The 24,270-nt window shown below is 69.1% G+C and carries 29 protein-coding genes; 22 read left to right on the top strand and 7 right to left on the bottom strand.

Annotated elements, in window-relative coordinates; genetic code table 11:
- Nucleotides 1-64 precede the first annotated feature (64 nt).
- From sigE to tatB, 4 genes are all read left to right on the top strand, one after another.
- A complete protein-coding gene (gene sigE / locus BLT23_RS25900; RefSeq protein WP_176946926.1) occupies nucleotides 65-646 on the top strand; it encodes an RNA polymerase sigma factor SigE in 582 nt (193 codons plus the stop codon).
- Complete coding sequence (locus BLT23_RS25895; RefSeq protein ID WP_245744173.1) at nucleotides 643-1,176, top strand: anti-sigma factor family protein; 534 nt, start codon at nucleotides 643-645, stop codon at nucleotides 1,174-1,176. The genes sigE and BLT23_RS25895 overlap by 4 nt, the downstream gene beginning before the upstream one ends.
- A 65-nt stretch (nucleotides 1,177-1,241) precedes the next feature.
- Complete coding sequence (locus BLT23_RS25890; protein ID WP_090053246.1) at nucleotides 1,242-2,765, top strand: S1C family serine protease; 1,524 nt, start codon at nucleotides 1,242-1,244, stop codon at nucleotides 2,763-2,765.
- Between the two features lie 17 nt (nucleotides 2,766-2,782).
- Complete coding sequence (tatB, locus tag BLT23_RS25885) at nucleotides 2,783-3,160, top strand: Sec-independent protein translocase protein TatB (RefSeq protein ID WP_090053243.1); 378 nt, start codon at nucleotides 2,783-2,785, stop codon at nucleotides 3,158-3,160.
- Nucleotides 3,161-3,242: 82 nt separating this feature from the next.
- On the opposite strand, the gene BLT23_RS25880 is transcribed toward tatB, so the two are convergent.
- Complete coding sequence (locus BLT23_RS25880; protein ID WP_090053241.1) at nucleotides 3,243-4,388, bottom strand: Mrp/NBP35 family ATP-binding protein; 1,146 nt, start codon at nucleotides 4,386-4,388, stop codon at nucleotides 3,243-3,245.
- 103 nt (nucleotides 4,389-4,491) lie between these two features.
- Between BLT23_RS25880 and BLT23_RS25875 the strand changes: the two genes are divergently transcribed.
- Both BLT23_RS25875 and BLT23_RS25870 read left to right on the top strand, forming a co-directional pair.
- A complete protein-coding gene (locus tag BLT23_RS25875) occupies nucleotides 4,492-4,959 on the top strand; it encodes a MarR family winged helix-turn-helix transcriptional regulator (protein ID WP_090053238.1) in 468 nt (155 codons plus the stop codon).
- Nucleotides 4,956-5,354: an NUDIX hydrolase gene (locus BLT23_RS25870; RefSeq protein WP_090053234.1), complete on the top strand. Its 399-nt coding sequence runs from the start codon at nucleotides 4,956-4,958 to the stop codon at nucleotides 5,352-5,354. Before BLT23_RS25875 ends, BLT23_RS25870 begins: the two co-directional genes overlap by 4 nt.
- Here BLT23_RS25870 and BLT23_RS25865 read toward each other — a convergent pair.
- The 5 genes from BLT23_RS25865 to BLT23_RS25845 are packed head-to-tail and all read right to left on the bottom strand — an operon-like array spanning nucleotide 5,344 to nucleotide 8,719.
- On the bottom strand, nucleotides 5,344-5,814 hold the full coding sequence (locus BLT23_RS25865; RefSeq protein ID WP_090053231.1) for a hypothetical protein: 471 nt from the start codon (nucleotides 5,812-5,814) through the stop codon (nucleotides 5,344-5,346). The two genes, BLT23_RS25870 and BLT23_RS25865, sit on opposite strands and share 11 nt — an antisense overlap.
- The gene (locus tag BLT23_RS25860; protein ID WP_090053228.1) at nucleotides 5,811-6,296 is read right to left on the bottom strand and encodes a DUF1003 domain-containing protein; all 486 of its coding nucleotides are present in this window, start codon (nucleotides 6,294-6,296) and stop codon (nucleotides 5,811-5,813) included. The genes BLT23_RS25865 and BLT23_RS25860 overlap by 4 nt, the downstream gene beginning before the upstream one ends.
- Nucleotides 6,289-7,542 (bottom strand): magnesium transporter MgtE N-terminal domain-containing protein, encoded by a 1,254-nt coding sequence (locus BLT23_RS25855; RefSeq protein WP_090053225.1) that lies wholly within the window; start codon nucleotides 7,540-7,542, stop codon nucleotides 6,289-6,291. Before BLT23_RS25855 ends, BLT23_RS25860 begins: the two co-directional genes overlap by 8 nt.
- Nucleotides 7,543-7,556: 14 nt before the next feature.
- Nucleotides 7,557-8,393: an aminoglycoside phosphotransferase family protein gene (locus tag BLT23_RS25850; protein WP_176946925.1), complete on the bottom strand. Its 837-nt coding sequence runs from the start codon at nucleotides 8,391-8,393 to the stop codon at nucleotides 7,557-7,559.
- Entirely contained in the window at nucleotides 8,390-8,719 is a 330-nt protein-coding gene (locus BLT23_RS25845; protein ID WP_090053813.1) for a hypothetical protein, read from the bottom strand. Before BLT23_RS25845 ends, BLT23_RS25850 begins: the two co-directional genes overlap by 4 nt.
- Before the next feature lie 116 nt (nucleotides 8,720-8,835).
- Between BLT23_RS25845 and BLT23_RS25840 the strand changes: the two genes are divergently transcribed.
- The 4 genes from BLT23_RS25840 to BLT23_RS40970 all read left to right on the top strand — a co-directional run bounded on the left by BLT23_RS25840 (nucleotide 8,836) and on the right by BLT23_RS40970 (nucleotide 11,499).
- Nucleotides 8,836-9,795 (top strand): HpcH/HpaI aldolase/citrate lyase family protein, encoded by a 960-nt coding sequence (locus BLT23_RS25840; protein WP_090053220.1) that lies wholly within the window; start codon nucleotides 8,836-8,838, stop codon nucleotides 9,793-9,795.
- A gap of 43 nt (nucleotides 9,796-9,838) precedes the next feature.
- A complete protein-coding gene (locus BLT23_RS25835) occupies nucleotides 9,839-10,915 on the top strand; it encodes an AAA family ATPase (protein WP_090053217.1) in 1,077 nt (358 codons plus the stop codon).
- 2 nt (nucleotides 10,916-10,917) lie between these two features.
- Complete coding sequence (locus tag BLT23_RS25830) at nucleotides 10,918-11,178, top strand: DUF4276 family protein (RefSeq protein WP_245744172.1); 261 nt, start codon at nucleotides 10,918-10,920, stop codon at nucleotides 11,176-11,178.
- Between the two features lie 144 nt (nucleotides 11,179-11,322).
- Nucleotides 11,323-11,499, top strand: a complete 177-nt coding sequence (locus BLT23_RS40970) for a hypothetical protein (RefSeq protein ID WP_176946924.1) — start codon at nucleotides 11,323-11,325, stop codon at nucleotides 11,497-11,499.
- A 9-nt stretch (nucleotides 11,500-11,508) separates the two neighbouring features.
- Here BLT23_RS40970 and BLT23_RS25820 read toward each other — a convergent pair whose 3' ends face one another.
- On the bottom strand, nucleotides 11,509-11,898 hold the full coding sequence (locus BLT23_RS25820) for a DUF4190 domain-containing protein (protein WP_090053209.1): 390 nt from the start codon (nucleotides 11,896-11,898) through the stop codon (nucleotides 11,509-11,511).
- A 202-nt stretch (nucleotides 11,899-12,100) separates the two neighbouring features.
- Between BLT23_RS25820 and BLT23_RS25815 the strand changes: the two genes are divergently transcribed.
- The 12 genes from BLT23_RS25815 (at nucleotide 12,101) to BLT23_RS25760 (ending at nucleotide 24,221) form a co-directional block, all read left to right on the top strand.
- Nucleotides 12,101-13,297: an acyl-CoA dehydrogenase family protein gene (locus BLT23_RS25815; protein ID WP_090053207.1), complete on the top strand. Its 1,197-nt coding sequence runs from the start codon at nucleotides 12,101-12,103 to the stop codon at nucleotides 13,295-13,297.
- A gap of 81 nt (nucleotides 13,298-13,378) precedes the next feature.
- On the top strand, nucleotides 13,379-14,200 hold the full coding sequence (locus tag BLT23_RS25810) for a DUF3396 domain-containing protein (RefSeq protein ID WP_143036042.1): 822 nt from the start codon (nucleotides 13,379-13,381) through the stop codon (nucleotides 14,198-14,200).
- A gap of 79 nt (nucleotides 14,201-14,279) precedes the next feature.
- On the top strand, nucleotides 14,280-14,843 hold the full coding sequence (locus BLT23_RS25805) for a hypothetical protein (protein ID WP_143036041.1): 564 nt from the start codon (nucleotides 14,280-14,282) through the stop codon (nucleotides 14,841-14,843).
- Nucleotides 14,844-14,984: 141 nt separating this feature from the next.
- Nucleotides 14,985-15,641: a barstar family protein gene (locus tag BLT23_RS25800; RefSeq protein ID WP_143036040.1), complete on the top strand. Its 657-nt coding sequence runs from the start codon at nucleotides 14,985-14,987 to the stop codon at nucleotides 15,639-15,641.
- Between the two features lie 527 nt (nucleotides 15,642-16,168).
- Complete coding sequence (locus BLT23_RS25795) at nucleotides 16,169-16,543, top strand: hypothetical protein (RefSeq protein ID WP_090053195.1); 375 nt, start codon at nucleotides 16,169-16,171, stop codon at nucleotides 16,541-16,543.
- 365 nt (nucleotides 16,544-16,908) lie between these two features.
- On the top strand, nucleotides 16,909-17,433 hold the full coding sequence (locus tag BLT23_RS25790; protein ID WP_090053192.1) for a YflT domain-containing protein: 525 nt from the start codon (nucleotides 16,909-16,911) through the stop codon (nucleotides 17,431-17,433).
- A gap of 176 nt (nucleotides 17,434-17,609) precedes the next feature.
- The gene (locus tag BLT23_RS25785) at nucleotides 17,610-18,863 is read left to right on the top strand and encodes an ABC transporter substrate-binding protein (protein ID WP_090053190.1); all 1,254 of its coding nucleotides are present in this window, start codon (nucleotides 17,610-17,612) and stop codon (nucleotides 18,861-18,863) included.
- Nucleotides 18,860-19,819 carry a carbohydrate ABC transporter permease gene (locus BLT23_RS25780; RefSeq protein WP_090053187.1) on the top strand — a complete coding sequence of 320 codons (960 nt, stop codon included), beginning with the start codon at nucleotides 18,860-18,862 and terminating at the stop codon, nucleotides 19,817-19,819. The genes BLT23_RS25785 and BLT23_RS25780 overlap by 4 nt, the downstream gene beginning before the upstream one ends.
- The gene (locus tag BLT23_RS25775) at nucleotides 19,819-20,664 is read left to right on the top strand and encodes a carbohydrate ABC transporter permease (protein WP_090053184.1); all 846 of its coding nucleotides are present in this window, start codon (nucleotides 19,819-19,821) and stop codon (nucleotides 20,662-20,664) included. Before BLT23_RS25780 ends, BLT23_RS25775 begins: the two co-directional genes overlap by 1 nt.
- A gap of 8 nt (nucleotides 20,665-20,672) precedes the next feature.
- Entirely contained in the window at nucleotides 20,673-21,857 is a 1,185-nt protein-coding gene (locus BLT23_RS25770; protein ID WP_090053180.1) for an ABC transporter ATP-binding protein, read from the top strand.
- Between the two features lie 268 nt (nucleotides 21,858-22,125).
- Nucleotides 22,126-23,013, top strand: coding sequence for an SDR family NAD(P)-dependent oxidoreductase (locus BLT23_RS25765; RefSeq protein WP_090053177.1), 888 nt, complete (start codon nucleotides 22,126-22,128; stop codon nucleotides 23,011-23,013).
- A 215-nt stretch (nucleotides 23,014-23,228) separates the two neighbouring features.
- Entirely contained in the window at nucleotides 23,229-24,221 is a 993-nt protein-coding gene (locus BLT23_RS25760) for a hypothetical protein (RefSeq protein ID WP_090053175.1), read from the top strand.
- The last annotated feature ends 49 nt before the right edge of the window (nucleotides 24,222-24,270 follow it).

The following is a 24,270-nucleotide window of genomic DNA, read 5'->3' as shown; positions in this document are numbered from 1 at the left end:
CCCGCCGTCCGTTGAGCCGCACGAGGGTCGCCGGGCGGCCCACATGGAGGTGCCGAAACACCTGATGCGCACGCAGTCGAGTTCGCCGGAGGCCGTCGCGCCCATCGAGACGGCCGACTGGACGCCGCCCTCGTGGGACTCCATCGTTCGCGAGCACGCGGACCGCGTCTACCGGCTCGCGTACCGGTTGACCGGCAACCAGCACGACGCCGAGGACCTGACGCAGGAGACGTTCATCCGCGTCTTCCGGTCCCTCGCGTCGTACAAGCCGGGCACCTTCGAGGGGTGGCTGCACCGCATCACCACCAACCTCTTCCTCGACATGGCTCGCCGTCGCAGCCGTGTCCGCATGGAGGCGCTGCCCGAGGACAACGACCGCCTCGAGGGTGACGACCTGTCCCCCGAGGAGATCTTCGACGAGAACCACCTCGACCCCGACCTGCAGGCCGCGCTGGACGAGCTCCCGCCGGAGTTCCGCGCCGCGGTCGTGCTCTGTGACGTGGAAGGACTCTCCTACGAGGAGATCGGCGCCACGCTCGGGGTGAAGATGGGTACCGTGAGGAGCAGGATCCACCGGGGCCGCCAGGCCCTGCGGGTCGCGCTCGAACGTCGTCGTCGGGAATCGTCGCTGGAGGACACTGCATGACCGACCTCCGTGGTTGGGGACTGCCGGAGCAGCACCTCTTGCCGGACGCCGTGGTCGCGTTCGTGGACGGGGAACTGTCCTCGACCGCGCGCGAGCGGGCTTCCGCGCACATCCAGAGCTGCGGTTTCTGCGCGTTCGAGACCTACACCCAGCAGCAGGCGCGCGCGGCCGTGCGCACCGCGTCGACGCCCACGGCGCCGGCGTCGTTGCTGGACCGGCTCGGCGCCATCCCGCAGGAGGTCGAGCTGCCCTCCGCTCCGGACGGCCTCTCGATCACCGAGGACGGGCAGTTCGTCGCCGTCCAGCGCACCGACAAGCCCGCGTTCGGCTCCGGGCCGATGCTCGGGTCGTCACGGCCGCTCGGCAGCAACGGCTGGTTCAGCGGCCGCCGGGCCCGTCAGGGCGCCGGTGTCGTCGTGAGCGGCATGCTGCTCGGCGCACTCGCGTTCACCACGCCGGACAGCGGTGAGCAGCCTTCCGCGCCTGCCGTCCCGCAGAACGCCGGCGCCGTCTTCGCGACCACCCCCTGACAGTCATTTCACCGTTCGTCAGGCACGCTGTGGTTCAGCACTCCTAGCGGAAAACTCGGGGAGAGATGAGCCAGCAGTCGCCCAACGGCCAGACGTCCACACCCGTTTCCGGAGTGGACGACGGAGCGCACCGCAGGCTCCGGCCACGGCCCCTGGTGCAGCCGCCGGTCGACCCCGCCTCCGCCGCCGCGTTCGGCCGTCCCCGCGGTGTTCCCGGTGCGTTCGCCGCCCGTGACGTGCCCGTCGCCCCCATGCGGACGGCGCCGCCGCCTCCCGAGTCCCTCGCCACGGCTTTCGGCCGCCAGGGTTCGCGTGAGCTGCTCCAGCGGCCGCCGCAGCCCGTCTCCACCGGCCAGGACCCCGACGTCGACCCGGTCTTCTGGGGCGACAAGCCCGCGGGCGACCCGTGGCGCGACCCGGCCTCCGGTGCCGTCATCGGCCCACCCGCCGTCACCGAGGACCCGCCCGGCGAGCCCGAGGGCAAGCCGGCACCCGGCCCGCAGCTCAGCATCCCCGAGCTGCTCTTCGGCCGGCGCGTGAAGCCCACCGCGCTGGCGCTGCTGCTGTCCGTGGCCCTGCTGCTCGGCGCCGTGGGCGGCCTGGTCGGCTGGCTGATCGGCCGCGCGGGCAACCCCCTGACCGACTCGACCGTGACCCTCGCCGAGGTCGCCGAGGGCAAGGAACGCCCCGCCGGGTCGATCTCGGACATCGCGAAGCGCGTGACGCCCAGCGTCGTGTCGATCGAGTTCAAGGGCACCAACGTGGCGGGCGTCGGCTCCGGCGTCGTCATCGACGGCGGCGGCTACATCCTGACCAACGACCACGTCATCGCCCCGGCCGCGCAGGACTCGTCGGCCAAGCTGAGCGCCGTCTTCACCGACGGCACCCGCGCGCAGGCCCGCGTCGTCGGCCGCGACCCGAAGACCGACCTCGCCGTCATCAAGGTCGAGGTCACGAACCCGACGGTGCTGCAGTTCGGCAACTCCGACGAGCTCCAGGTCGGCGACAGCGTGATCGCCATCGGTTCGCCGCTGCAGCTGTCCAACACGGTCACCGAGGGCATCGTCTCCGCGCTGCACCGCCCGGTGACCGCCGCGGGTGAGAACGGCGGCCCGCAGGTCACCTACGACGCGATCCAGACCGACGCGGCCATCAACCCCGGCAACTCGGGCGGCGCGCTGGTCGACTCGCGCGGTGCCCTCGTCGGCATCAACTCGTCGATCCGCACCGAGACGGGCGGGTCGGTCGGCCTCGGCTTCGCGATCTCCGGCAACCAGGCCCGCAAGATCAGCCAGGAGCTGATTCGCAGCGGCCAGGTCAAGCACGCCGACATGAACGTCAACGTGAAGTCGGTGTCCGCGGAGACCTCCGAGGGTGCCCAGGTGCAGAACGTCCCCGCCGGTGGCGCGGCGGCGGCAGCGGGCATCCAGGAGGGTGACGTGATCACCAAGGTGGGCGACCGGATGGTCCGCAACGCGGCCGAGCTGGTCGTCGCCGTCCGCGAGCACGAGATCGGTGAGACCGTCCAGGTGACGCTCGCCCGTCAGGGCCGGGAACTCACGCTGGACGTGACTTTGAAGAGCGACTGAGAAGTAGGCTGGGACTCGTGTTCGACAGCATCGGATGGGTGGAGATCCTCATCATCGTGGTCGCGGGTCTCTTCATCCTGGGACCCGAGCGCCTGCCGTCCGCCGCGGCCTGGCTGGGCAAGACCGTGCGTCAGGTCCGCGAGTATGCGACCGGTGCCCGCGAACAGCTCAAGCAGGAGATGGGACCGGACTTCGAGCAGCTCCGCAAGCCGCTCGAAGACCTGCGGGAGCTGCGCAACTTCGACCCGAAGCGCGCGGTGGCCAAGCACCTCTTCGACGACCCCGAGCCGCCGGCCAAGGCCAACGGCTACCCGGCGCCGCCCACGCCTCCCGCGGCCGAGCAGCGCCCCCTCGCCCCCGGCGAGCGCCCGCCGTTCGACCCGGACGCGACCTGACCCCTGGTTTTTCAAGTACGCGGGGCCCTTTCGTACTGTCTGACAGTACGAAAGGGCCCCGCGTGCAGTGCGAGACAGGGGGTTAGCGGCCCGCGGGGGAGACGTTGAGCAGGCGGCCGGCGAGGCCGCGGGAGCGGACGCTCAGCTTCGTGGCCACCTCGGTCAGCACCTTCGCGGCGGCCGAGTCCGGCACGGCCTTCACGATCGGCGTGCCGGTGTCGCCGTTCTCCCGCAGCCGCGGGTCGAGCGGCACCTGGCCGAGCAGCGGCACGTCCGAGCCGATGGCCTTCGACAGCGACTCCGCGACGGCCTCGCCGCCACCGGAGCCGAAGACCTCCATGCGGGAGCCGTCGGGCATCTCCAGCCACGACATGTTCTCGATGACACCCGCGACCCGCTGCCGGGTCTGCAGCGCGATCGACCCGGCGCGCTCGGCCACCTCGGCGGCGGCCTGCTGCGGCGTCGTCACGACCAGGATCTCGGCGTTCGGCACGAGCTGCGCGACGGAGATGGCCACGTCACCGGTGCCGGGCGGCAGGTCGAGCAGCAGCACGTCCAGGTCGCCCCAGAACACGTCCGCGAGGAACTGCTGCAACGCGCGGTGCAGCATCGGCCCGCGCCACACGACCGGGGTGTTGCCCGGCGTGAACATGCCGATCGAGATGACCTTCACGCCGTGCGACTGCGGCGGCATGATCATCTTCTCGACCTGGGTGGGCTTGCCGTCGGCGCCCAGCATCCGCGGGATCGAGTGGCCGTAGATGTCCGCGTCGACGATGCCGACCGACAGGCCGCGCGCGGCCATCGCCACGGCCAGGTTCACGGTGACCGACGACTTGCCGACACCGCCCTTGCCGGACGCGACGCAGTAGACGCGCGTCAGCGAGCCCGGCTGGGCGAACGGGATGACGGGTTCCTCGACACCGCCGCGCAGCGTCTTGCGCAGCTCGGTGCGCTGGGCGTCGCTCATCACGTCGAGGTCGACGCGCACGGACGAGACCCCGTCCAGCGCCGACACGGCGGCCGTCACGTCGGACGTGATCTTGTCGCGCATGGGACAGCCCGCGACCGTGAGGAAGACGCCCACGACCACGGCGCCGTCCGACCCGACCTCGACGTCCTTGACCATGCCGATCTCGGTGATCGGACGGCGGATCTCGGGGTCCTGCACGCCCGAGAGCGCCTTGCGGACGTCCTCGACCGTGGGAAGCGGCTGTGTGGTGGTCACCCGGCCATGCTACGTCCGGTGGACGCCCGTCCTACCGGCCGGTCACTTTCCAGTGCAGGCCCAGGTCGTAGTGGGTTCGGAGCTGTCCGTAACATCGACGCCCGTGCCGGAATCGGGTAGTTCCCGGTTGCCCACCCGTGTCGAGCTAGGGGTGTGGCGATCGTTCCTCCGCGCGCATGCACGGATCACGAGGGTCCTCGAGGCCGAACTGATTGCTGAGCAGCGCCTTTCGCTCGCGGCGTACGACGTGCTGGTTCAACTGGCCGAGACGCCTTCCATGCGCATGCGCATGACCGAACTGGCCGACGCCGTCCTGCTGTCCCGCTCCGGCGTGACCCGCCTGGTGGACCGCCTGGAACGCGCGGGCCTCGTCGGACGGGAACGCGCAGACGGTGACGGACGCGGCATCGTGGCCGTGCTCACACCGCTCGGTGTGGAACGCCTGCGCAGCGCCTCCGCCACCCACCTCACGGGCGTGGCCGAGCACTTCGGGGAGAGCTTCGGCCCCGGCGAGCTCGAAGCCTTCGGCCGCACGTGCGACCGCCTGGCCGCGGACGACGTGTACCCGTGATCACGGTGGTCGGTCTTGTGCACGTCGAGGCTGGCCGCCTCCTCGTTGTGCGCTCACGCAACAAGAAGGCGTTCTACCTCCCCGGCGGCAAGATCGAGCCCGGCGAGACCACCGTCGACGCGCTGCGCAGGGAGGTCCGCGAGGAGCTCGGGACCGAGGTGGAGGACCCGGCCGAGTTCCGGCGCTACGTCTCACCCGCCTACGGCGAGGGGGAGGGCGCGATGGTCGACATGACCTGCTTCACCGCCCGGCCGGTCGGCACGCCGCGGGCGTTCGGGGAGATCGCCGAGCTGACCTGGGTGACCCGCGACGAGTACCGGGAACACGCGGAGACGGCACCCGCGATCCACGAGGTGCTCGACGACCTGGTGACGCTCGGCCTCGTCAGGCCGTGAGGCGACGCGCCTCCGCCAGCACCCGTTCGTCCAGCTCCGGCCCGGTGAGGCCGTCCAAGCTTTGCCCGAAGTGGTCGAAGTATCTGTAGTGGTAGGACAGGTCCACCAGGGTGCCCGCCTCCGGCAGGCTCCCGAAGAAGGTGAGCCGTGCCCAGTGGGTGAGCTCGTGCGGTGGCAACTCGCCGGAGAGCGTCAGCCTGGCCTTCCAGCGCAGACCTTCGACCTTCGCGCCGTCGCCGTGGTGCTCGTGGTGGTCGAGACCGAGCTCCAGCAGGGCGTCTTCGAGCAGGAGCAGCACCTCGTCGTGCGCGTTCCGCGGTGACGCGCCGGCCAGCATGCACACGGCCGGGCCGTCGATGCCGGCCAGCACCAGGTCGCAGGCGGCGCTCACGACGTCGGCCGCCGACTTCTCGCCCACGTGCCACGCCGCCACGACGTCGCGGAACCCCTCGACCGTCACGGCCGGACCTTCTTCAGGTTGTTCTGCTCCTTCACGAGCTTCTCCAGCTCGCCGCGGATGAAGTCGCGCGTCGCCACCTCGCCGAGGGCGAGCCGCAGCGCCGCCAGCTCGCGTGCCAGGTACTCGGTGTCCGCCTTCGTCTGCGCGGCACGCGCCCGGTCCTCCTCCAGCGACACGCGGTCGCGGTCGTCCTGCCTGTTCTGCGCGAGCAGGATCAGCGGCGCGGCGTAGGCGGCCTGGGTGGAGAAGGCCAGGTTGAGCAGGATGAACGGGTACGGGTCCCACCTCAGCGAGACAGCGAGCAGGTTCACCGAGATCCACGCGATCACGATCACCGTCTGCCAGAACAGGAACTTGCCGGTGCCGAGGAAGCGCGCGAGCCGTTCGGAGAACTGGCCGAACGCGTCGGGGTCGATCGAGAGGCGGAAGCCGCGTGGTTCGCGGGGCTGGTCGAGTCTGCGCCGCGGCAGCAGTTCAGGCATGGCTCAGTCCCGTCTCGCGCCAGTTGTCCGGCAGCAGGTGGTCCAGCACGTCGTCGACGGTCACCGCGCCGAGCAGGTGCTCAGTCTCGTCGAGCACCGGCGCGCACACCAGGTTGTAGGTGGCGAAGTAGCGCGTGACGTCGCTGAGCGACGCGTTCGGGGACAGTGACGTCAGGTCGGTGTCGAGGACGCCCGCGACCAGGTCGAACGGCGGTTCGCGCAGCAGCCGCTGGATGTGCACGCAGCCGAGGTAGCGGCCGGTCGGCGTCGCGGAGGGCGGGCGGCACACGAACACCATCGACGCGAGCGCCGGTGTGAGGTCGGGGTTGCGCACCCGTGCCAGGGCCTCGGCGATCGTCGCGTCGGGGGTGAGGATGATCGGTTCCGGCGTCATCAGGCCGCCGGCGGTGTCGAACGAGTACTCCAGCAGCCGCCGGACCGGTTCGGACTCCTGGGGTTCCATCAGTTCGAGCAGCCGGTCCTTGGTGCCCTCGGACAGCCCGCCCAGCAGGTCCGCCGCGTCGTCCGGGTTCATCGCCTCCAGGATGTCCGCGGCGCGTTCCTCGTCCAGGTGCGCCAGCACGTCCTTCTGGTCCTCTTCGGACAGTTCCTCGACGACGTCCGCGAGCCGTTCGTCGTCCAGCGCGTCCGCGACCTCGTGGCGGCGCTTGGGCGGCAGGTCGTGCAGCGCGTGCGCCACGTCGGCCGCGCGCATTCCCTCGAAGACGGCGACGAGCTGCTGCGCGCCCTGCGGCTGGCTCGCGATCTCGTTGACGCTCAGTCCGCCGACGTCCTCCCAGTTCCAGACCTGCACCGGGCCCTTGAGGCTGAACCGGCCGGTGCGCTCCCGCCCGGCGACGCGGACCATGCGCCAGTCGCGGGTGCGGGTCAGCTCCATCGCGGCGTCCACGACGACCGCCGTGCGGCCGTCCTCGACCTGGATCTTGGCGTCGAGCAGCTCGCCGATCACCAGCACCTCGTTGACGCGCTGGTGGAACGGCCGCAGGTTCACCGACCCGGTCGTGAGCGTCACGGCGTTCGGCTCGATCGACGTGAGCCGCAGCATCGGCACGAAGATCCGGCGGCGGGTCACCAGCTCGACGACCATGCCGAGCACGCGCGGCGGCTGCCGGTCGATGCGGAGGCTGATCACCACGTCCCTGGCCTTGCCGACGGGTTCGCCGTCGGGGCCGAACACGGGGAGCCCGGCCAGCTGAGCGATGAAGATCCTGTTCACAGCCACCACGGATCCAGGCTAGATCAGGTTCCGGCCGCCCACAGGCCGATGTCCGCGCAGACGGCCGCCATGCCGTCGAGGCCCTCCTCCAGGCACCAGACCCAGTTGGCGACGGCCCGCTGCAGCGTCCAGTCGCGGGCCTTCGCGACGTCGAGCTCACCCGCGTCGCAGATCGCGAGGAACCGCCCGGTGAGGCCCTTGTGCCCGTCCAGCTCGCGGAACCTGTTCCACAGCAACGGGATCACGCTGTACTCGGGGTCGCCGGACAGCGGCTTCGGGTCGATCACCAGCCACGGTTCGCGGTCGCCGCGCAGGACGTTCTGGTAGTGCAGGTCCTCGTTGACGAGCGTCGTGCCCATCGGCCTGGTGCCGGCCTCGCGAGCCGCGTCGAGCAGCTTGCGCGGGATCACCGGGTGCTCGCGCGGGAGGGTGTCGCGGAAGCGGCGGAGCTGGTCCGGCGCCTCGATCCCGCGGTGACGGCGCAGCAGCTCGCCGATCACGCCGATGGCGAGGTCGACCGGTTCGTCGTCGAGGGAGTGCTGGTCGAGGCGTTCCAGCAGCAACGCGCCCAGCTCCGCGTCGTGGTCGAGCAGCCGGACGGCGCCGTTGCCGTCGTAGAGCCGCAACGCCAGCGGTTCGTGCCGCGTCTCGTCGTCGACCCAGGTGAGCTTGAGCACGGCCGGGTGGCCGTCCTGGAGGCGGACCGGCAGCACGACGGCGCAGAAGCCGTGCAGCAGCGCGCCGTCCGGGGTGAGCTTCCACCGCGCGCACGCCTTGGTGGCGATCGTCGGCAGTCGCGCGACCCACTCCGCGGAGCCTTCGCCGAGCTCGGCGCCGAAGCCGTCCGGGACGGTGATCACGCGCCGAACTCCAGGCGGTACACCGACTCCCACTCAGGGGTGGTGTTGAGACGGGCGGTCCGCAGGGCCTGCGCGGTGTCCTCATCGGGCTCGGTGAGGTGCGCGGTGGCAGGGGCGTCGACGAGGTGGGAGTGGGTGCTGGGGGAGCGGACGGTGACGGTGACCTGGGCGCCGTCACCCAGCGGCACCTCCGGTTCGGTGCCGCCGCTCATGACCCAGAGCGCGTCGTCACGCCAGTGCGCGTGCACGAGACGGGGCTCGTGGCCGGGTGAGGTGATCCACACGGCGGCGGCCTTCCGCAGCGCCGCGTCGAGAACTCGAGTCATCTCCACCGGTTCAGCCTGCCAGGGTCTGTGAAACCGGACTCAGCGAATATGCGCCCGGAGACGATGCGTGCGACTGTGTCGCTCGTAGTTACCGGCCGGTACAAGGAGGTACTCCAGTGGTCGACCAGCAGCGTCCCCGTCGCTCGTGCCTGGCCGTGCCCGGCTCGAGCCAGAAGATGATCGACAAGGCGCGCACGCTGCCGGCGGACCAGGTCTTCCTGGACCTCGAGGACGCCTGCGCCCCGCTCGCCAAGCCCGACGCCCGCAAGACCATCGTCGCGTCGCTCAACGAGGGCGGCTTCGACGGCAAGACCCGCGTCGTGCGCGTCAACGACTGGACGACGGAGTGGACCTACCGCGACGTCACCGAGGTCGTCGAGGGCGCGGGCGCGAACCTCGACTGCATCATGCTGCCGAAGGTCCAGACGGCCGAGCAGGTCGTCGCGCTCGACCTGCTGCTCACGCAGATCGAGAAGACGATGGGCTACGAGGTCGGCAGGATCGGCATCGAGGCGCAGATCGAGAACGCCCTGGGCCTGAACAACGTCAACGCGATCGCCACCGCGTCCCCGCGCGTCGAGACGATCATCTTCGGTCCCGCCGACTTCATGGCGTCGATCAACATGAAGTCCCTCGTCGTCGGCGAGCAGCCCCCCGGCTACGACGTCGGCGACGCCTACCACTACATCCTGATGCGCATCCTGATGGCCGCGCGGGCCCACGACAAGCAGGCCATCGACGGCCCGTACCTGCAGATCCGCGACGTCGACGGCTTCAAGCGCGTGGCGGGCCGGTCCGCGGCGCTCGGCTTCGACGGCAAGTGGGTGCTGCACCCCGGCCAGATCGACGCGGCCAACGAGGTCTTCAGCCCGAAGCAGGAGGACTACGACCACGCCGAGAACATCCTCGACGCCTACGAGTACTTCACGTCCGAGGCGGGCGGGAAGCGCGGCGCGGTGATGCTCGGCGACGAGATGATCGACGAGGCGTCCCGCAAGATGGCGCTGGTGATCTCCGGCAAGGGCCGCGCCGCGGGCATGACGCGCGCGAACGTCTGGTCGCCCCCGGAGGACTGACCAATCCGGCTTCCTGTCGGCCGTGCGCCTTAAGGTAGGGCGCATGGCCGACGGGAAGCTGAAGTCCATCGAGATCGACGGGTTCACGTCGATCCGCTCGGCGTCCGTCACGCTCGGCCAGATCAACGTCCTGGTCGGGGCCAACGGGGCGGGCAAGAGCAACTTCATCCGCGTCTTCGAGCTGCTCGGCCGGATCGCGGACGGTGAGCTCAACCTGTTCGTCGGGCGCAACGGCGGTGCCAGCGCGCTCTGCGCCGCGGGCGAGGACCAGATCCGGGTCGCGCTGCACGGACAGGCGCGGTACCAGGCCACGCTGGTGCCCGCCGCGGGCGACGAGCTGATCTTCGAGTCGGAGTGGATCGGGCACCGGGGCCGGGGTGAGGAGATCGGCCGCGGTCACCGCGAGACGCGGCTGCACGAGCACGTGGAGGAGCCCACCGGCGAAGACTCCGTCGCCGCTCCCGTCATCGACCTCCTGGGCGGATGCCGCGTCTACCACTTCCACGACACAAGCGTGAAAGCTCCGGTCAAGAGGCGGGTGTCCACCGCGGACAACCTGCAACTGCGCAACGACGCGGGGAACCTCGCCGCCGTCCTGCTGCACCTGCGGGACAGCGCTCCTCCCGCTTATCGCCGCATCGTCCGGACCATTCGCCTCGTGGCGCCGTTCTTCCGGGACTTCGTGCTTCAGCCGGAGCAGGGGGACCAGCTTCGCCTGCGCTGGCGGCAGGCCGACTCGGATCTCGTCTTCTCCGCCGACCAGATGTCCGACGGAACCCTGCGGTTCGTCTGCCTGACCACGCTCCTGCTGCACCCGCGGCTGCCGTCGCTCGTCGTGCTCGACGAGCCGGAGCTGGGACTGCATCCTTTCGCGGTCGTCCAGCTCGCCCACCTGCTCAGGCAGGCGGCCACCCGCGGCCAGGTGCTCATCGCGACCCAGTCGGTGACCCTGATGAACCAGTTCGCCCTGGACGAGCTGATCGTGGTCGGGAGGCAGGAGGGCGCTTCGGTGTTCGAGCGGCCTGACCCCGAACGGCTGCGCGGATGGCTGGAGGAGTACTCCCTGGGCGACCTCTGGGAGAAGAACCTCCTCGGTGGCAGGCCGAGCGGAGATTCGTGAGCGTGGGCTACCGGCGTCTGCATCTGCTCGGGCTGCTGCACTGCCAGGAGGTCGCCGACCGGCTCAGGGCCGACGAGGAGGCCGCCGGTGGACCGGAGCGGGTGAACGACGGTCCGACGACCGCTCCGTCCAAGCGGATCCTCCGCTACTGCCCCGGCTACATGAAGACATCGGACGGTCCGATCGCTCTCGAAGAGCTCGGTGTGACCGCGCTCCGGGCGCGCTGCCCGCACTTCGACGCGTGGCTGCGCACCTTCGAGTGATCGTCACGGATTGTGCGTCATTTCACCCCGGATCTCACCGAACGCAGTCAGTCATGACTGTTCGTGTTCAAATCAGGTGAGGTGACGCACAATCCGTCACCAGGGTTTGCGTGACGACCCCCCGAGGAGCGCATGCTCGTCGCCATGTCACGTTCGAGTAACGCAAAGACGGGCAGACGGCTGCGGCTCTTCAAGCGCCGCGAGGACGACCTGCTCGAGCGCAGCTTCCGCAGCTGCCCGGGATGCGCCGCGGACGTCCACGTGTTCGCCGACGTCTGCCGCCACTGCGGTGGAGCCCTGGACGTCTCCCTCGCGGGCTGACGCCGGGCGTCAGTAGGTCGAGTTGGCCGCCGCGATGATCGCGGCGATGATGAACGCGGCGTACGCGACCCAGCCGACGATGACGAAGTAGCCGACGACCAGGCCGGCGACCGCCATGCCGTGGCCGTCTTCCTCGCCCCGCTTGATCTTCCCCATCGCGATGTGGCCGAACACGACGCCCACGATCGACGTGATGCCACACGTCACGAACCCGACGCAGGACAGCACCAGGGCCAGGATCGCGCTCGTCTGGGGCTTGGGTGGCGCATAGCCGTACGCCGGCTGGCCGTAAGGCTGCTGACCGTAGGGGCCTGGCTGACCGTAGGGCTGCTGGCCGTACGGGTCCGGCTGGCCGTACGGGTCGCCCGGCTGCTTCGGGTTGTACGGGTCGTAGGTCATCGCTGGTCCCCCTAGGTGTGGTGAGCCGGGATCTTAGGTCCGCACGCGTGTCCCGTCCCGCGAGGGTGGGGGATCGCATCTGGCAGTGGTGCTGTTTCGGTACAGCTCGCGACGGCGTTGTTGCGGAGCGCACATCGCGGTCGCGAACGAGCGTTAACCGGTTCATACTCGCCGGTAACTCTTGCTTCGGAAGGGAAGTGCGATGGCGCGCCTCGCCCAGACCGCGGGTCTCACGGACATCCAGGAAGAAATCCTCGCGACCGTGCGCACGTTCGTGGACAAGGAGATCATCCCGCACGCCCAGACGCTGGAGCACGGCGACACGTACCCCGCCGACATCGTCGACGGCATGAAGGAGATGGGCCTCTTCGGCCTGACGATCCCGGAGGAGTTCGGCGGGCTCGGCGAGTCCCTGCTGACCTACGCGCTGGTCGTCGAGCAGATCGCGCGCGGCTGGATGAGCGTCTCCGGTGTCATCAACACGCACTTCATCGTGGCGCACATGCTCAAGCAGCACGGCACGCCCGAGCAGAAGCAGAAGTACCTGCCGCGGATGGCCGCTGGCGAGGTGCGCGGCTCGTTCTCGATGTCCGAGCCCGAGCTCGGCTCCGACGTCGCGGCGATCCGCACCAAGGCCGTCAAGGGCTCGAACGGCTACACGATCAACGGCCAGAAGATGTGGCTGACCAACGGCGGCACGTCCAACCTCACCGCCGTGCTGGTGCGCACCGACGAGGGCGCCGAGAAGCCGCACCAGAACCTCACGACGTTCCTCGTCGAGAAGCCCGAGGGCTACGGCGAGGTGCTGCCGGGCCTCACGATCCCCGGCAAGATCGACAAGATGGGCTACAAGGGCGTCGACACCACCGAGATGGTGTTCGACGGCTTCGAGATCGCCGAGGAGCAGATCCTCGGCGGCCAGTCCGGCCAGGGCTTCCGCCACATGATGGACGGCGTCGAGGTGGGCCGCGTCAACGTGGCCGCCCGCGCGTGCGGCATCGCGATCCGCGCCTTCGAGCTCGCGATCGAGTACTCGCAGCAGCGCAAGACGTTCGGCAAGACCATCGCCGAGCACCAGGCCATCGCGTTCAAGCTCGCCGAGATGGCCACCAAGGTCGAGGCGGCGCACCTGATGATGGTGAACGCCGCGCGCCTGAAGGACTCCGGGCAGCGCAACGACGTCGAGGCGGGCATGGCCAAGCTGCTCGCGTCGGAGTACTGCGCCGAGGTGACGCAGGAGGCGTTCCGCATCCACGGCGGCTACGGCTACTCCAAGGAGTACGAGATCGAGCGCCTGATGCGCGAGGCCCCGTTCCTGCTGATCGGCGAGGGCACGTCGGAGATCCAGAAGACGATCATCTCCCGCGGCCTGCTCCGCGACTACCAGTCGCGCGGGTAACCCGTTCCTCCGTTGGGGGCCGCTCTTTCACGGGAGTGGCCCCTGCCGCGGGTCCGCCACTGGACGTAAGGTTCGCTCACTTTGAGTGCAGACCTGACGCTTCCGAAGCCGGTGTCGCCGCCGCATGTCGTCCGTCTGGAGCTGGACACGTTCTCCGGCGTCGACCGCGCCGCGCTGGCCACCTGGTTCGGCGCGGTGGTCGCCGACCTGCTCCTGCCGCTGTGCCCGGCCTCGGTCGGGGAGCTGGTGTCGGTGGCCCGCGACTACCACCCCTCGGACACCACGCCCTGGGGCCCACCGGGGTACGCCCGCCTGCTGCTCTCCACCGGCGAGTTCACCCCGGCGTCGTGGTCGGCCGCGCTGGCGGACCTGCCGTCGTTCCTGCGCGTGCAGCTGGTGCGCCTCGACTCGCAGGGCCTGCCGCTGGTCGACGGCGGCTGGTCGGCCGAGGTGCTGCTGAAGGACGACCCGGCGTTCCCGCACCAGATCACCGTCACCGCCTCCCGGTCGTTGTTCGGCGGCTGGATTTCCCTTGTCACCCAACAAGGATGGCTGTCGGCCCTCAAGTCCGGCGCCACCCTGGTGCGCGCCTGCGGCGGCTGGGTCACGCTGGACCGCTCCGGCGTGCGGACCGAGCACGAGGCCGCCGTCGGCGTGGGTCTCGACGAGTCGTTGTTCACGGCGGCCGAACTGTGCCGCGGCCCGCACTGGGCAACCCTGCTGGGACCACGCCAGGTCGCCGCGCTAGGCGGCGTGCGGGAGGTCCGCTCGACCGCGCCGTGCTTCGCGGTCGAGGACCTCGGCGGCGGCCGAATCCTGCTGCAGCTCACCGAACACCTCGACGAGGTGCCCCCGGACGCCGTCCGGGAGCTGACCGAGTTCCTCGCCCCGGTCCTGCACTGAGATCACCCGGCGCGATGCGCGGTCGTTTGGGACTCTGTCGTCCATGAGGCCATCGCTGAAGACCGACGTCCTGCTGGCCGTGGGCACCGCCCTGCGTCCCACAGGCTTCGTCCGCCGCGGGCACGTCTGGCTCGAGGACCGCGGCGACGGCGTCGAGGGCTGGCTCGGCTTCGGCCTCTCGGGCACGCTCGACCTGACCCCGCTGGTCGGCGTCCGCTTCCGCCGCTATGACGAGATCTGCCGACAGCTGGGCGTCGGAGTTCCCATCGCGCCACTGGTTTCCGTGCCGCTCGGTGCTCTGATGCCGGAAGAACCCGTGTGGCACTGGAACTTCGTCCCTGGTGGCGATCATGCCGCGACTGCTTCTTGCTTGGTGGCAACGTTTTTGGAGCACGGCAAGCCGTATATCGACAAGCACGCCACGTGGGATGCGCTGTCCCGCGAACTTGTCGCGAAACCGGCGTCGTTGCTCGACTTCGAGCGGGCGCGGAAGCTGGCGATCACCCATCTGATCAACGGGGACGTGGGCGCGGCAGGCGAGGTGTTGCGGGAGGAACGTGAGCGGGTCGCGGACAGCGGGGACGTCTACGCTCGCTCCTACCGCGGCTTCGCGCACCGGTTCGAGCTGATGGTCGCTCGTTAATCACTTGGCCATGCAGCCGGTCCGTGTTTCGCTGTGCCCGGAGGCGGGCCGCTCGCGCGCGACACGGGAATGCACTCAGGAGTGCCGATTTATTTCTTGGTGGATGAGAGCACGCGGGAGTTGATGGTTTCCACGGAGCGCGTGTCCGGATTCTTCGTTGATGACGAGTCCGATGTGGTCTTCCAGGGAGTGCACCACTTGGGGTCGAGGCGCAAGTCCGAAGAAGCGTTCCTCGAAGTGCGCGACCTCCGGCAGCGGAAGATCGGGGAGTACAACGCCGCACGAGTCGTGCGCAGCCTCGCGGCAGAGGAAGCGCCGGGCAGTGGGAGCGCCGACGTGCGCTTCCGGGTCTTCAGCAAGCGCTGCGACGTTCCGCAGGCGGCTGCCATCTGGTGGCGGTGGGCGTCCGCGACGCCGCTGCGGTCCGGCGAGTGGGCCGGCAGGCCCGCCGGTTTCGACGAGGCATGGCTGCACGTGGTGCAGAACTCGTGGTTCGCGTCAGGGCATTCCGCCGCTTACTACGGCGACGAGGGTGTCGCGCACTTGGACGGCGCGCAGTTCTCGACCCGCGCGGGCTTCTACTGCGCTTTGGGGGAAGCGGTGAACGGTCCTGGCGGGTACTTCGGCTCCAACCGCGACGCCCTGCACGACTGCCTGAGGCCGAGCGATGCGGAGCGGCGGCTGAGGAGGCTCGAATGGCGCGACCTCGGCAGGTCGAAGAGCGCGCTCGGCGGGACGTTCGTGCGGACGGTGCTGGAGATCTTGGGGGAGCACTCCGTCGACGTCGTCGAGCGGTGATGCGGAAAGAGAGACGAGGGGTTGGTTTCGCCGGATGACCGGGCTTCATCGCAGGGCTCGCGCGTGCCGGGTTGATCTTCCGTCAGATGGCGGACCCGTCGCTGCCGCTCATCCCGCCCTCGCTCGCGGGGTTCGCTACCGCGACGCCGCCAGGTGAGGGCCGTGAGGTGGCCATGTTGGGACGGCGGGTTGTTCGACGTGGGGGACCCGCGTTTTCTGGTCGCGGTGAACTGTGCGGCCGAGGACGAGTCGGAGGCCTGGCGATGGGCGGAGGTGGGCCTGCCTGGGGCGTGGGATCTCGCGGGAGCGGGATCGGCGACAGGGCTTCTCGGCAATGGTCACGGGAACCCCGCCTTCGTCATGCTCTCGTTGCCGGGGGATGTGATCGTCCGAGGGGACACCTGGGAGCGGGACATCGGGCTGGTGCTGGTGCGGGATCCATATCGACACGTCCCGTTCCGCGAGCACGGTGAAGGCGCCTGCTGGCGAGTCGTTGGATTCAATGGTGACCTGGGAGGAGTGATCCGGTGACGGATGAAATCGCCTTGGCGGGATTCAGAAATTGGGTTCTTTCTGTGCTGGCCACGCTTTCCGCAACTGTTGAAGATCAACGGCAGTACCTCCGTGAGAACGGTGTAGGGCTGGATGAGATTTTTCTTCAGTTGGACGACGTCATGTACATCTCTAGGTCGAGAGTCGATGACGGGACTCTCGATAGAGAACACTTCGCGTTGCTGGAGGGGTTCAGTCGGCAAGTTTTCGAGTTTGGTGAGAGTATTCCGGTTGGCGGGTGGACCCTCGATTTCGTCGAGAGCGTGGAAAGTTGGGGGGCGTTGCGAAGGTCAGCGCAGAGGGTGGCGGACGTCTTGGGTGGAGCATGGGCAGAGGATATTTTGGAGTGATGTGGCGGCGGCCTAGGTGGGACAAAACCTGCGGGAGTCGTGGCGGAGGCGAATGTCGAGTGGCGTCCGCTATGCGTGGAGGGGTTGTTCGGCGAGCGGGACCCGCGTTCTGATGCGGGAGCCGTATGTGCGCTCATCGGTTCGCAAGTACGGCGAGCGGATGCTCACCTGGCCTGCTGCAAGAGAGTGGGAGAAAGAGGCGGCCAGGCGTTTGGCTGGACGCGCAGGCGTCCTCGTGGCGCCTGGGCCGTGCAGGTGCCGGGATCGACGTCCGTCACGGACGACGATCCCGGCAAAACACCCGTAGGCGTCTCAGCACGCCGCAACCGGCTTTGGCAGGATGGAACGATCAGCGTCCGACAGAGGTGGTCCCTGTGACGAGTCCGTTCGCCAACCCGAACCGGCCCGGTGTCCCGCCCCGCCTGCCCACCCCGCCCACGGGGTGGCCGATCGGTTCGTACGCCACGTACGAGGAAGCGCAGCGTGCCGTCGACTTCCTCGCCACCGAGGACTTCACGGTCCAGGACATCACGGTCGTCGGTGTCGACCTCATGCTCGTCGAGCGGGTCACCGGCAAGCTCACGTGGGGCCGCGTGCTCATGACGGGCGCGGCCAGCGGTGCGTGGTTCGGTCTGTTCGTGGGCCTTCTGCTCACCCTCTTCAGCCCCGAGCCGGGTGTGACGGTCGGGCCGGTGCTGACCGGTTTGGTCACCGGTGTCTTCTTCGGGCTCGTGTTCGCCGCGGTCGGGTACGGGTCGGCGCGCGGGAAGCGGGACTTCCAGTCGGCCAGCCAGCTCGTGGCGGGCAGGTACGACGTGCTCTGCCACCCGAAGTCCGCCGAGAAGGGGCGTGACCTGCTCGCCAGGCTCGCGATGCGGCCCGCGAACTAGTCCGGTCGCGACACACCGCGCGGCATTGGTTCTGAATCGTTGCTTCCCTTGGTTGCGGTAGGTGATCACCGGGCCTAGGTTTTGTGAACCGGTCCGCCCGGTGCGGCCGGTGGCACGACGAGGTGCCAGGCGCTGCGGTCTGGCTCCTCCGTGCAGTCGGGAAGGAGGCTGGGCCGATGGGTGCGAAACGGCGCTATCGACTCGCTGCCGGTGTGGGGGTCGCACTGCTCGCGGCGTCCACTGTCACGGCATGCGGGTCCAACAGCGGCGGCATCACCGTCAACGTCTACAAATATCCGCAGGAGAACTTCCAGGCCATCGTCGACAACTGCAACGCGAAGGCCGGCGGACGCTACAACATCGTCTACAACAAACTGCCTCGAGAAGCCGATGGTCAGCGCGAGCAGATAGTGCGCAGACTCGCGGCCGAGGACGACAGCATGGACGTCCTCGGGCTCGACGTCACGTGGACGGCGGAGCTCGCCAAGGCCGGGTGGATCAAGGAGTTCACCGGCTCGGCGAAGTCCCAGGTCTCGGAGGGGACGCTGCCCGCGCCCCTGGAGACGGCGACGTACGAGGGCAAGCTGTACGGGGCTCCGGACAACACCAACGTCCAGCTGCTCTGGTACCGCTCCGACCTCGTGCCGGAGCCGCCGAAGACGTGGGACGAGATGATCTCCATGGCCGAGGCGCTGGTGGCGGAGGGGAAGCCCGGCCAGATCGTCGCGCAGGGCAAGCAGTACGAAGGGCTCGTCGTGCTGTACAACACCCTCGTCAACTCCAACGGCGGCACGATCCTCGACGAGAACGGCACCAAGGCGATCGTCGACGACAAGGCCGTCGAGGCGCTGGAGGCGTTGAAGAAGCTCGCGACGTCCAAGGCGATCGACCCGTCGTTCTCCAACGCGGCCGAGGACAACGCGCGCCTCGCCATGGAGAACGGCAACGCGGCGTTCCAGCTCAACTGGCCGTACGTCTACGCGGCGGCGCAGAAGAAGCCGGAGTTCGCGAAGAACTTCAAGTGGGCGCCGTACCCCGCGCTGAGCGGTGACCAGGCCAAGGTCACGGTCGGCGGGATCAACTACGCCGTCAGCAACTACACCACGCGCCCGGAGGAGTCCTTCGACGCGGTGCTGTGCCTGCGCAACGCGGAGAACCAGAAGTTCGCCGCGCTCAAGGACGGCGTGCCGCCGACCATCGAGTCGATCTACGACGACCCGGACATGGTCGAGGCGTACCCGATGAAGGACGACATCAAGGAGACGCTCCAGAACGCGAGTGCCCGGCCGAGCACGCCCGCGTACCAGAACGTGTCCACGGTGATCTCCACGATCCTGTCCCCGCCCGCGGACATCGACCCGCGGGCGACGGCCGACAGGCTGCGCAAGGAACTGCAGGACGCTCTCGACTCCAAGGGAGTGCTGCCGTGAGCCAGACGACCACCACGGACACCGCGGCGGCTTCCGGGGCCTCCCCGGCGCCCGCCCCGAAGAAGAAGGCCGCGCTGAGCGAGGGCAAGAAGGCCGAGCGCAGGCTCGGCTGGCTGCTCTGCGCACCCGCCGCGCTCACCATGATCGCGGTGACGGGCTGGCCGATCCTCTACTCGCTGCTGCTGTCGATGCAGAGGTTCGACCTCAAGTTCCCGGACCGGACCGAGTGGATCTGGTTCGACAACTACGTCACCGTGCTCAGCAGCCCGTACTGGTGGAACGCGGTGTGGGTGACGGTCCTGCTGACCGTCGTCACCGTCGCGATCGAGCTGGTGCTGGGCATGTCGCTCGCGCTGATCATGCACCGCGCGCTGGTCGGCCGCGGCATCGTCAGGACGACGACGCTGATCCCGTACGGCATCGTCACGGTCGTGGCCGCGTTCTCCTGGCGCTTCGCCTGGACGCCCGGCACCGGCTACCTCGCCGAGGCCCTCGGCGGCGACCCGGTGCTGACCGAGAAGATCCCCGCGCTGATGGTCGTGGCGCTCGCGGAGATCTGGAAGACCACGCCGTTCATGGCCCTGCTGCTGATGGCCGGTCTGGCGCTCGTGCCGGACGACCTGCTCAAGGCCGCCGCGATGGACGGTGCGAGCGGGTGGCAGCGGTTCATCAAGATCACCGTGCCGATCATGAAGCCGGCGATCCTGGTGGCGCTGCTGTTCCGCACGCTGGACGCGTTCCGCATCTTCGACAACCTCTTCGTGCTCACCGCGGGCTCGCAGGGCACGTCGTCGGTGTCGATGCTGACCTACAACAACCTCATCAAGGGCTTGAACCTCGGCATCGGGTCGACCATGTCCGTGCTGATCTTCATCATGGTCGCGATCATCGCGTTCGTGTTCATCAAGCTCTTCGGCACCGCTGCCCCCGGCAGTGACGACGGGGGGAAGCGGTAATGGCTGGAATCGGAGGAGCGGAGACCACCGGCAAGAAGGTCGGCTGGGGTCTGCTGAACGCCGTCGTCGTGATCTACGCGCTGGTTCCGGTGCTGTGGATCGTGTCGCTGTCGTTCAAGTCGTCCGCCACGCTCGCGGACGGCAACTTCATCCCGCGCGAGTGGAGCCTGGAGAACTACCAGAACATCTTCTCGACGTCGGAGTTCACGCGGGCGCTGTTCAACTCCATCGGCATCGCGGTCATCGCGACCGCGATCGCCGTGGTGTTCGGCACGATGGCCGCCTACGCCATCGCGCGGCTCGACTTCCCCGGCAAGAACCTGCTGGTGGGCGTCTCGCTGCTGATCGCGATGTTCCCGCAGGTCTCGCTGGTGTCCCCGCTGTTCGAGATCGAGCGCACGCTCGGCCTCTTCGACACGTGGCCCGGCCTGATCCTGCCGTACATCACGTTCGCGCTGCCGCTCGCGATCTACACCCTGTCGGCCTTCTTCCGCGAGATCCCCTGGGAGCTCGAGAAGGCGGCGAAGATGGACGGGGCGACGCCGGGGCAGGCGTTTCGCCGCGTCATCGCGCCGCTGGCCGCGCCGGGTGTGTTCACGACGGCGATCCTCGTGTTCATCTTCTGCTGGAACGACTTCCTGTTCGCGATCTCGCTCACCTCGACCGAGCAGTCGCGGACCGTCCCCGTGGCGCTGTCGTTCTTCACCGGCAGCTCGCAGTTCGAGGACCCGGCCGGGTCGATCGCGGCGGCCGCCGTGGTCATCACCATCCCGATCATCCTCTTCGTGTTGTTCTTCCAGCGCCGGATCGTCGCCGGCCTGACCTCCGGCGCCGTCAAGGGGTGAGTTGACCAATGGCAGAGATCGTTCTGGACAAGGTGACCAAGCGGTATCCGGACGGCGCGTTGGCCGTCCAGGAGGTCAACCTGGAGATCGCCGATGGCGAGTTCATCATCCTGGTCGGACCGTCCGGCTGCGGGAAGTCCACCACGCTCAACATGATCGCGGGCCTGGAGGACATCACCGACGGCGAGCTGCGCATCGGCGGGCAGCGCGTCAACGAGAAGGCGCCCAAGGACCGCGACATCGCGATGGTGTTCCAGTCCTACGCCCTCTACCCGCACATGACGGTGAAGGAGAACATGGCCTTCCCGTTGCGGCTGGCCAAGGTGGACAACGCCACGGTCGAGAAGAAGGTCAAGGAGGCGGCCGACATCCTCGACCTCTCCCAGCACCTCGACCGCAAACCGTCCAACCTGTCCGGTGGCCAGCGGCAGCGCGTGGCGATGGGGCGCGCGATCGTGCGCAACCCCAAGGCGTTCCTCATGGACGAGCCGCTGTCCAACCTGGACGCCAAGCTGCGCGTGCAGATGCGCACCTCGGTGTCGCGCCTGCAGAAGCAGCTCGGCACGACGACCGTCTACGTGACGCACGACCAGACCGAGGCGATGACCCTCGGCGACCGGGTCGTCGTCATGCGCGGCGGCATCGTGCAGCAGATCGGCGCGCCGCAGTTCCTCTACGACCACCCGGCCAACCTCTTCGTCGCGGGCTTCATCGGCTCGCCGTCGATGAACTTCGTGCCGGCGACGCTGGAGAACGGCGCGCTGCGCTCGGTCATCGGCGACGTGACGCTGACGGACCGGGTCCGTCAGCTGGTCGAGGCGGCCGACGCGCCCCGCGAGGTGATCCTGGGCATCCGCCCCGAGCACTTCGAGGACGCGTCGCTGGTCGAGCCGGCGAAGCTGTCGGCGGGCGGCAAGTTCACGTCCCAGGTGGACGTTCTGGAGTCGATGGGCTCGGACAAGTACGCCTACTTCAACCTCACGGGCGAGCAGGCGGCTTCGGCCGAGCTCCAGGAGCTCGCGAAGGACGCGGGATCGGACGACGTGCCGGGCGACGGCATCTCACTGGTCACGCGGCTGTCGTCGGCCTCCGGCGCCGTCGAGGGCGCCTCGTCGGACATCTGGTTCGACGCGGACAAGGTGCAGTTGTTCGACCCGTCCAGCGGAAAGAACCTGACCTACTCGGAACGGTGAATTCTCGATAGGACAGGCCGTCGTCCCATGCGGACGGCGGCCTGTTTTATGTCACTCGGACGAGTGAGGGCGAAAGTCCTCGGTCCTGGTGGGACCGACAGGTCCGGGGAAACTGCCCGACCGAACTCACCGCGCCATTGGGCGCTCGGCAGCGTCATCTCATCGAAACCACCGCGCCGTCTTCGCGAATCGTCCGCACGCTTGTCGGAGGCGGGAGAAGGACACAGGGGGTCCAGCGCCGCCGCCGAGTGAGGAAAGAGAGCGTGCAATGGGGATCCTGGACGGCAAAGCGGTCGTCATCACCGGGGGCGGCCGAGGTCTCGGCGAAGCCTACGCGATGCACGCCGCCCTCGCGGGTGCGTCGGTGGTGGTCAACGACAACGACGGTGACCTGGCAGAACGGGTCGCGGAACACATCAGGGGGTACGGCGGCCGCGCCGTCTCCTCGAACCACACGGTGGCCGACCCCAGCGAGGCGGCCAAGATCGTCGAACTGTGCGTGGACGAGTTCGGCCGCGTCGACGGCCTGGTGAACAACGCCGGCCTGAACTACGAGACCGCGCCGTGGGAAGACGACCCGGAGACGATCCGCAACGTCGTCGAGGTGAACGTCCTGGGCGTCATCTACACCGGAATAGCGGCGATGCGCGCGATGCGCGCCACCGGCGGCGGCTCGATCGTCAACATTTCCTCCGGGGCCTCTTTCGGCCAGCGCAAGCTCGCCACGTATTCGGCGACCAAGGGCGCGGTGGCGTCGTTGAGCTACTCCTGGGCGCTCGACCTGGAATCGGAGAACATCCGGGTGAACGCCGTGTGCCCGGTCGCGCACACGCGGATGGTGTGGAAGTCGGAGCGGTCCCTGCGCGCGATCCCCGCGGACCGCACGCCCGGCAAGGTGGCGCCGCTGGTGCTGTTCCTGCTGTCCGACCGCGCGGAGGGCATCACCGGCCAGGTCATCCGCTGCAACGGGCGGCAGCTCCACCTCGTCGGGCAGCCGTACTTCAAGCAGCCGATCCTGGAGAGCGACAGCTGGGACACCGCCTCGGTGGAGCGGGCGTTCACCGGCGTGCTGCAGGCCCACCTGGAGCCGTACGGGCTGGAGAAGCGGATGCCGCCGCGGCTGCGGGCGCTGGTGGAGCCGCCGCAGACCGCCTGAGCCGGGCCCGCCGGGGAGGCGTGGCGTGGGACGTCTCCCCGGCGGGGCGCGTCGGAGGCGACTGCCGGTCATCGCGGGCCCGCTCACCGGCAGTAGCCGCCCCCGGCTCACGCCCAGATGGCCCGATGAGCGCGCACTGAGGCGTCCGGGCGACGTTTCCGCACGTCACACGGATGGCTCCCGAAAATGTCGGTGCCGCCTGCCACCATCGGATCATGGCCGACCGCAGACCCAGGGTCACCGACTGGCGACTCGTCGTGCAGTCCCGGCTCGACCGGGTCCGCGCGGATCTGGCCGCGCTCGGCCCGCCCGACCCGGTCGACCCGGAGGGTGATGTGTGGCGCCGCACCGCCGAGGAGCAGGCGGCGGTGGTCGAGGCGATGCTGGGTGAGCGCGAGCCGTGGTGGCGCATGGTGCCGTCGTGGTGGTCGGGCTGGCACATCGAACGGGCCTGGCGCGCCCTGCACGAGGCCGAGGTGGCCACGATCGCGGCGGAGCGCGGGTTCCTGGGGCGGCTGCCGGGGTTGCGGGCACGGGTGGCGCAGTACCTCGACGACGACGATCCGCGCCGCCGTGCCCTGGACGAGCTGCGGCCGGGGGAGTTCACGCCCGCGGTGGAACGGGCGATCGTCGTGGACGCGCTGCGGGCGGCCTTCGACAACTCCGACTTCGCGCACGCCGGGTCGCGGGCGCTGCGGAACAAGCTGATCGCCGCGTCGATCGTGCTGTTCGTGATCAACACGGTGCTCGGGGTCGTCGGCATCGCGAAGCCGGGCATCATCCCGCTCTGCGTCGACCCGAAGGAGAACGCGCTGCCGACCGTGTGCCCCGGCGGGACGGTGAAGGCGTCCGGGGTGGACGTGTGGCTGGTGCAGGTGCTCGGGGCGTTCGGCGCGGTGCTGGCCGCCGTGGTGCTGCTGTTGCGCCGCCGGCCGTCGCTCTCGCCGTACGTCATGATCGGCTACCAGGCGCTGATCAAGATCATGCTCGGCGCGGCGCTGGCGGTGGTCGGGATCCTGGCTCTGGGAGCGGGGGTGACGAGCGGGCTGATCGGCATCCCGTCGGCCGCCGCGCTGCTGCTGTGGGCGGTGATCTTCGGGTACGCGCAGCAGATCGGCACCCGGTTGCTGGACAAGTACACCGACGAGGTGCTGGACCAGGCACGGCCGCTGCCGGAGGCGGACGGGCCGCGGGTGGCGCCCCGCTGATTCCACCCCGCTGATTCCACTCCTCCGCGGGCGGCGTCAGGTCCACAAT

This window comes from Lentzea fradiae, assembly GCF_900100955.1.
In the GTDB taxonomy this organism is placed as follows: domain Bacteria; phylum Actinomycetota; class Actinomycetes; order Mycobacteriales; family Pseudonocardiaceae; genus Lentzea; species Lentzea fradiae.
Note: the sequence above shows the minus strand (reverse complement) of the source record. Positions and strands in the feature narration are given on the sequence as shown.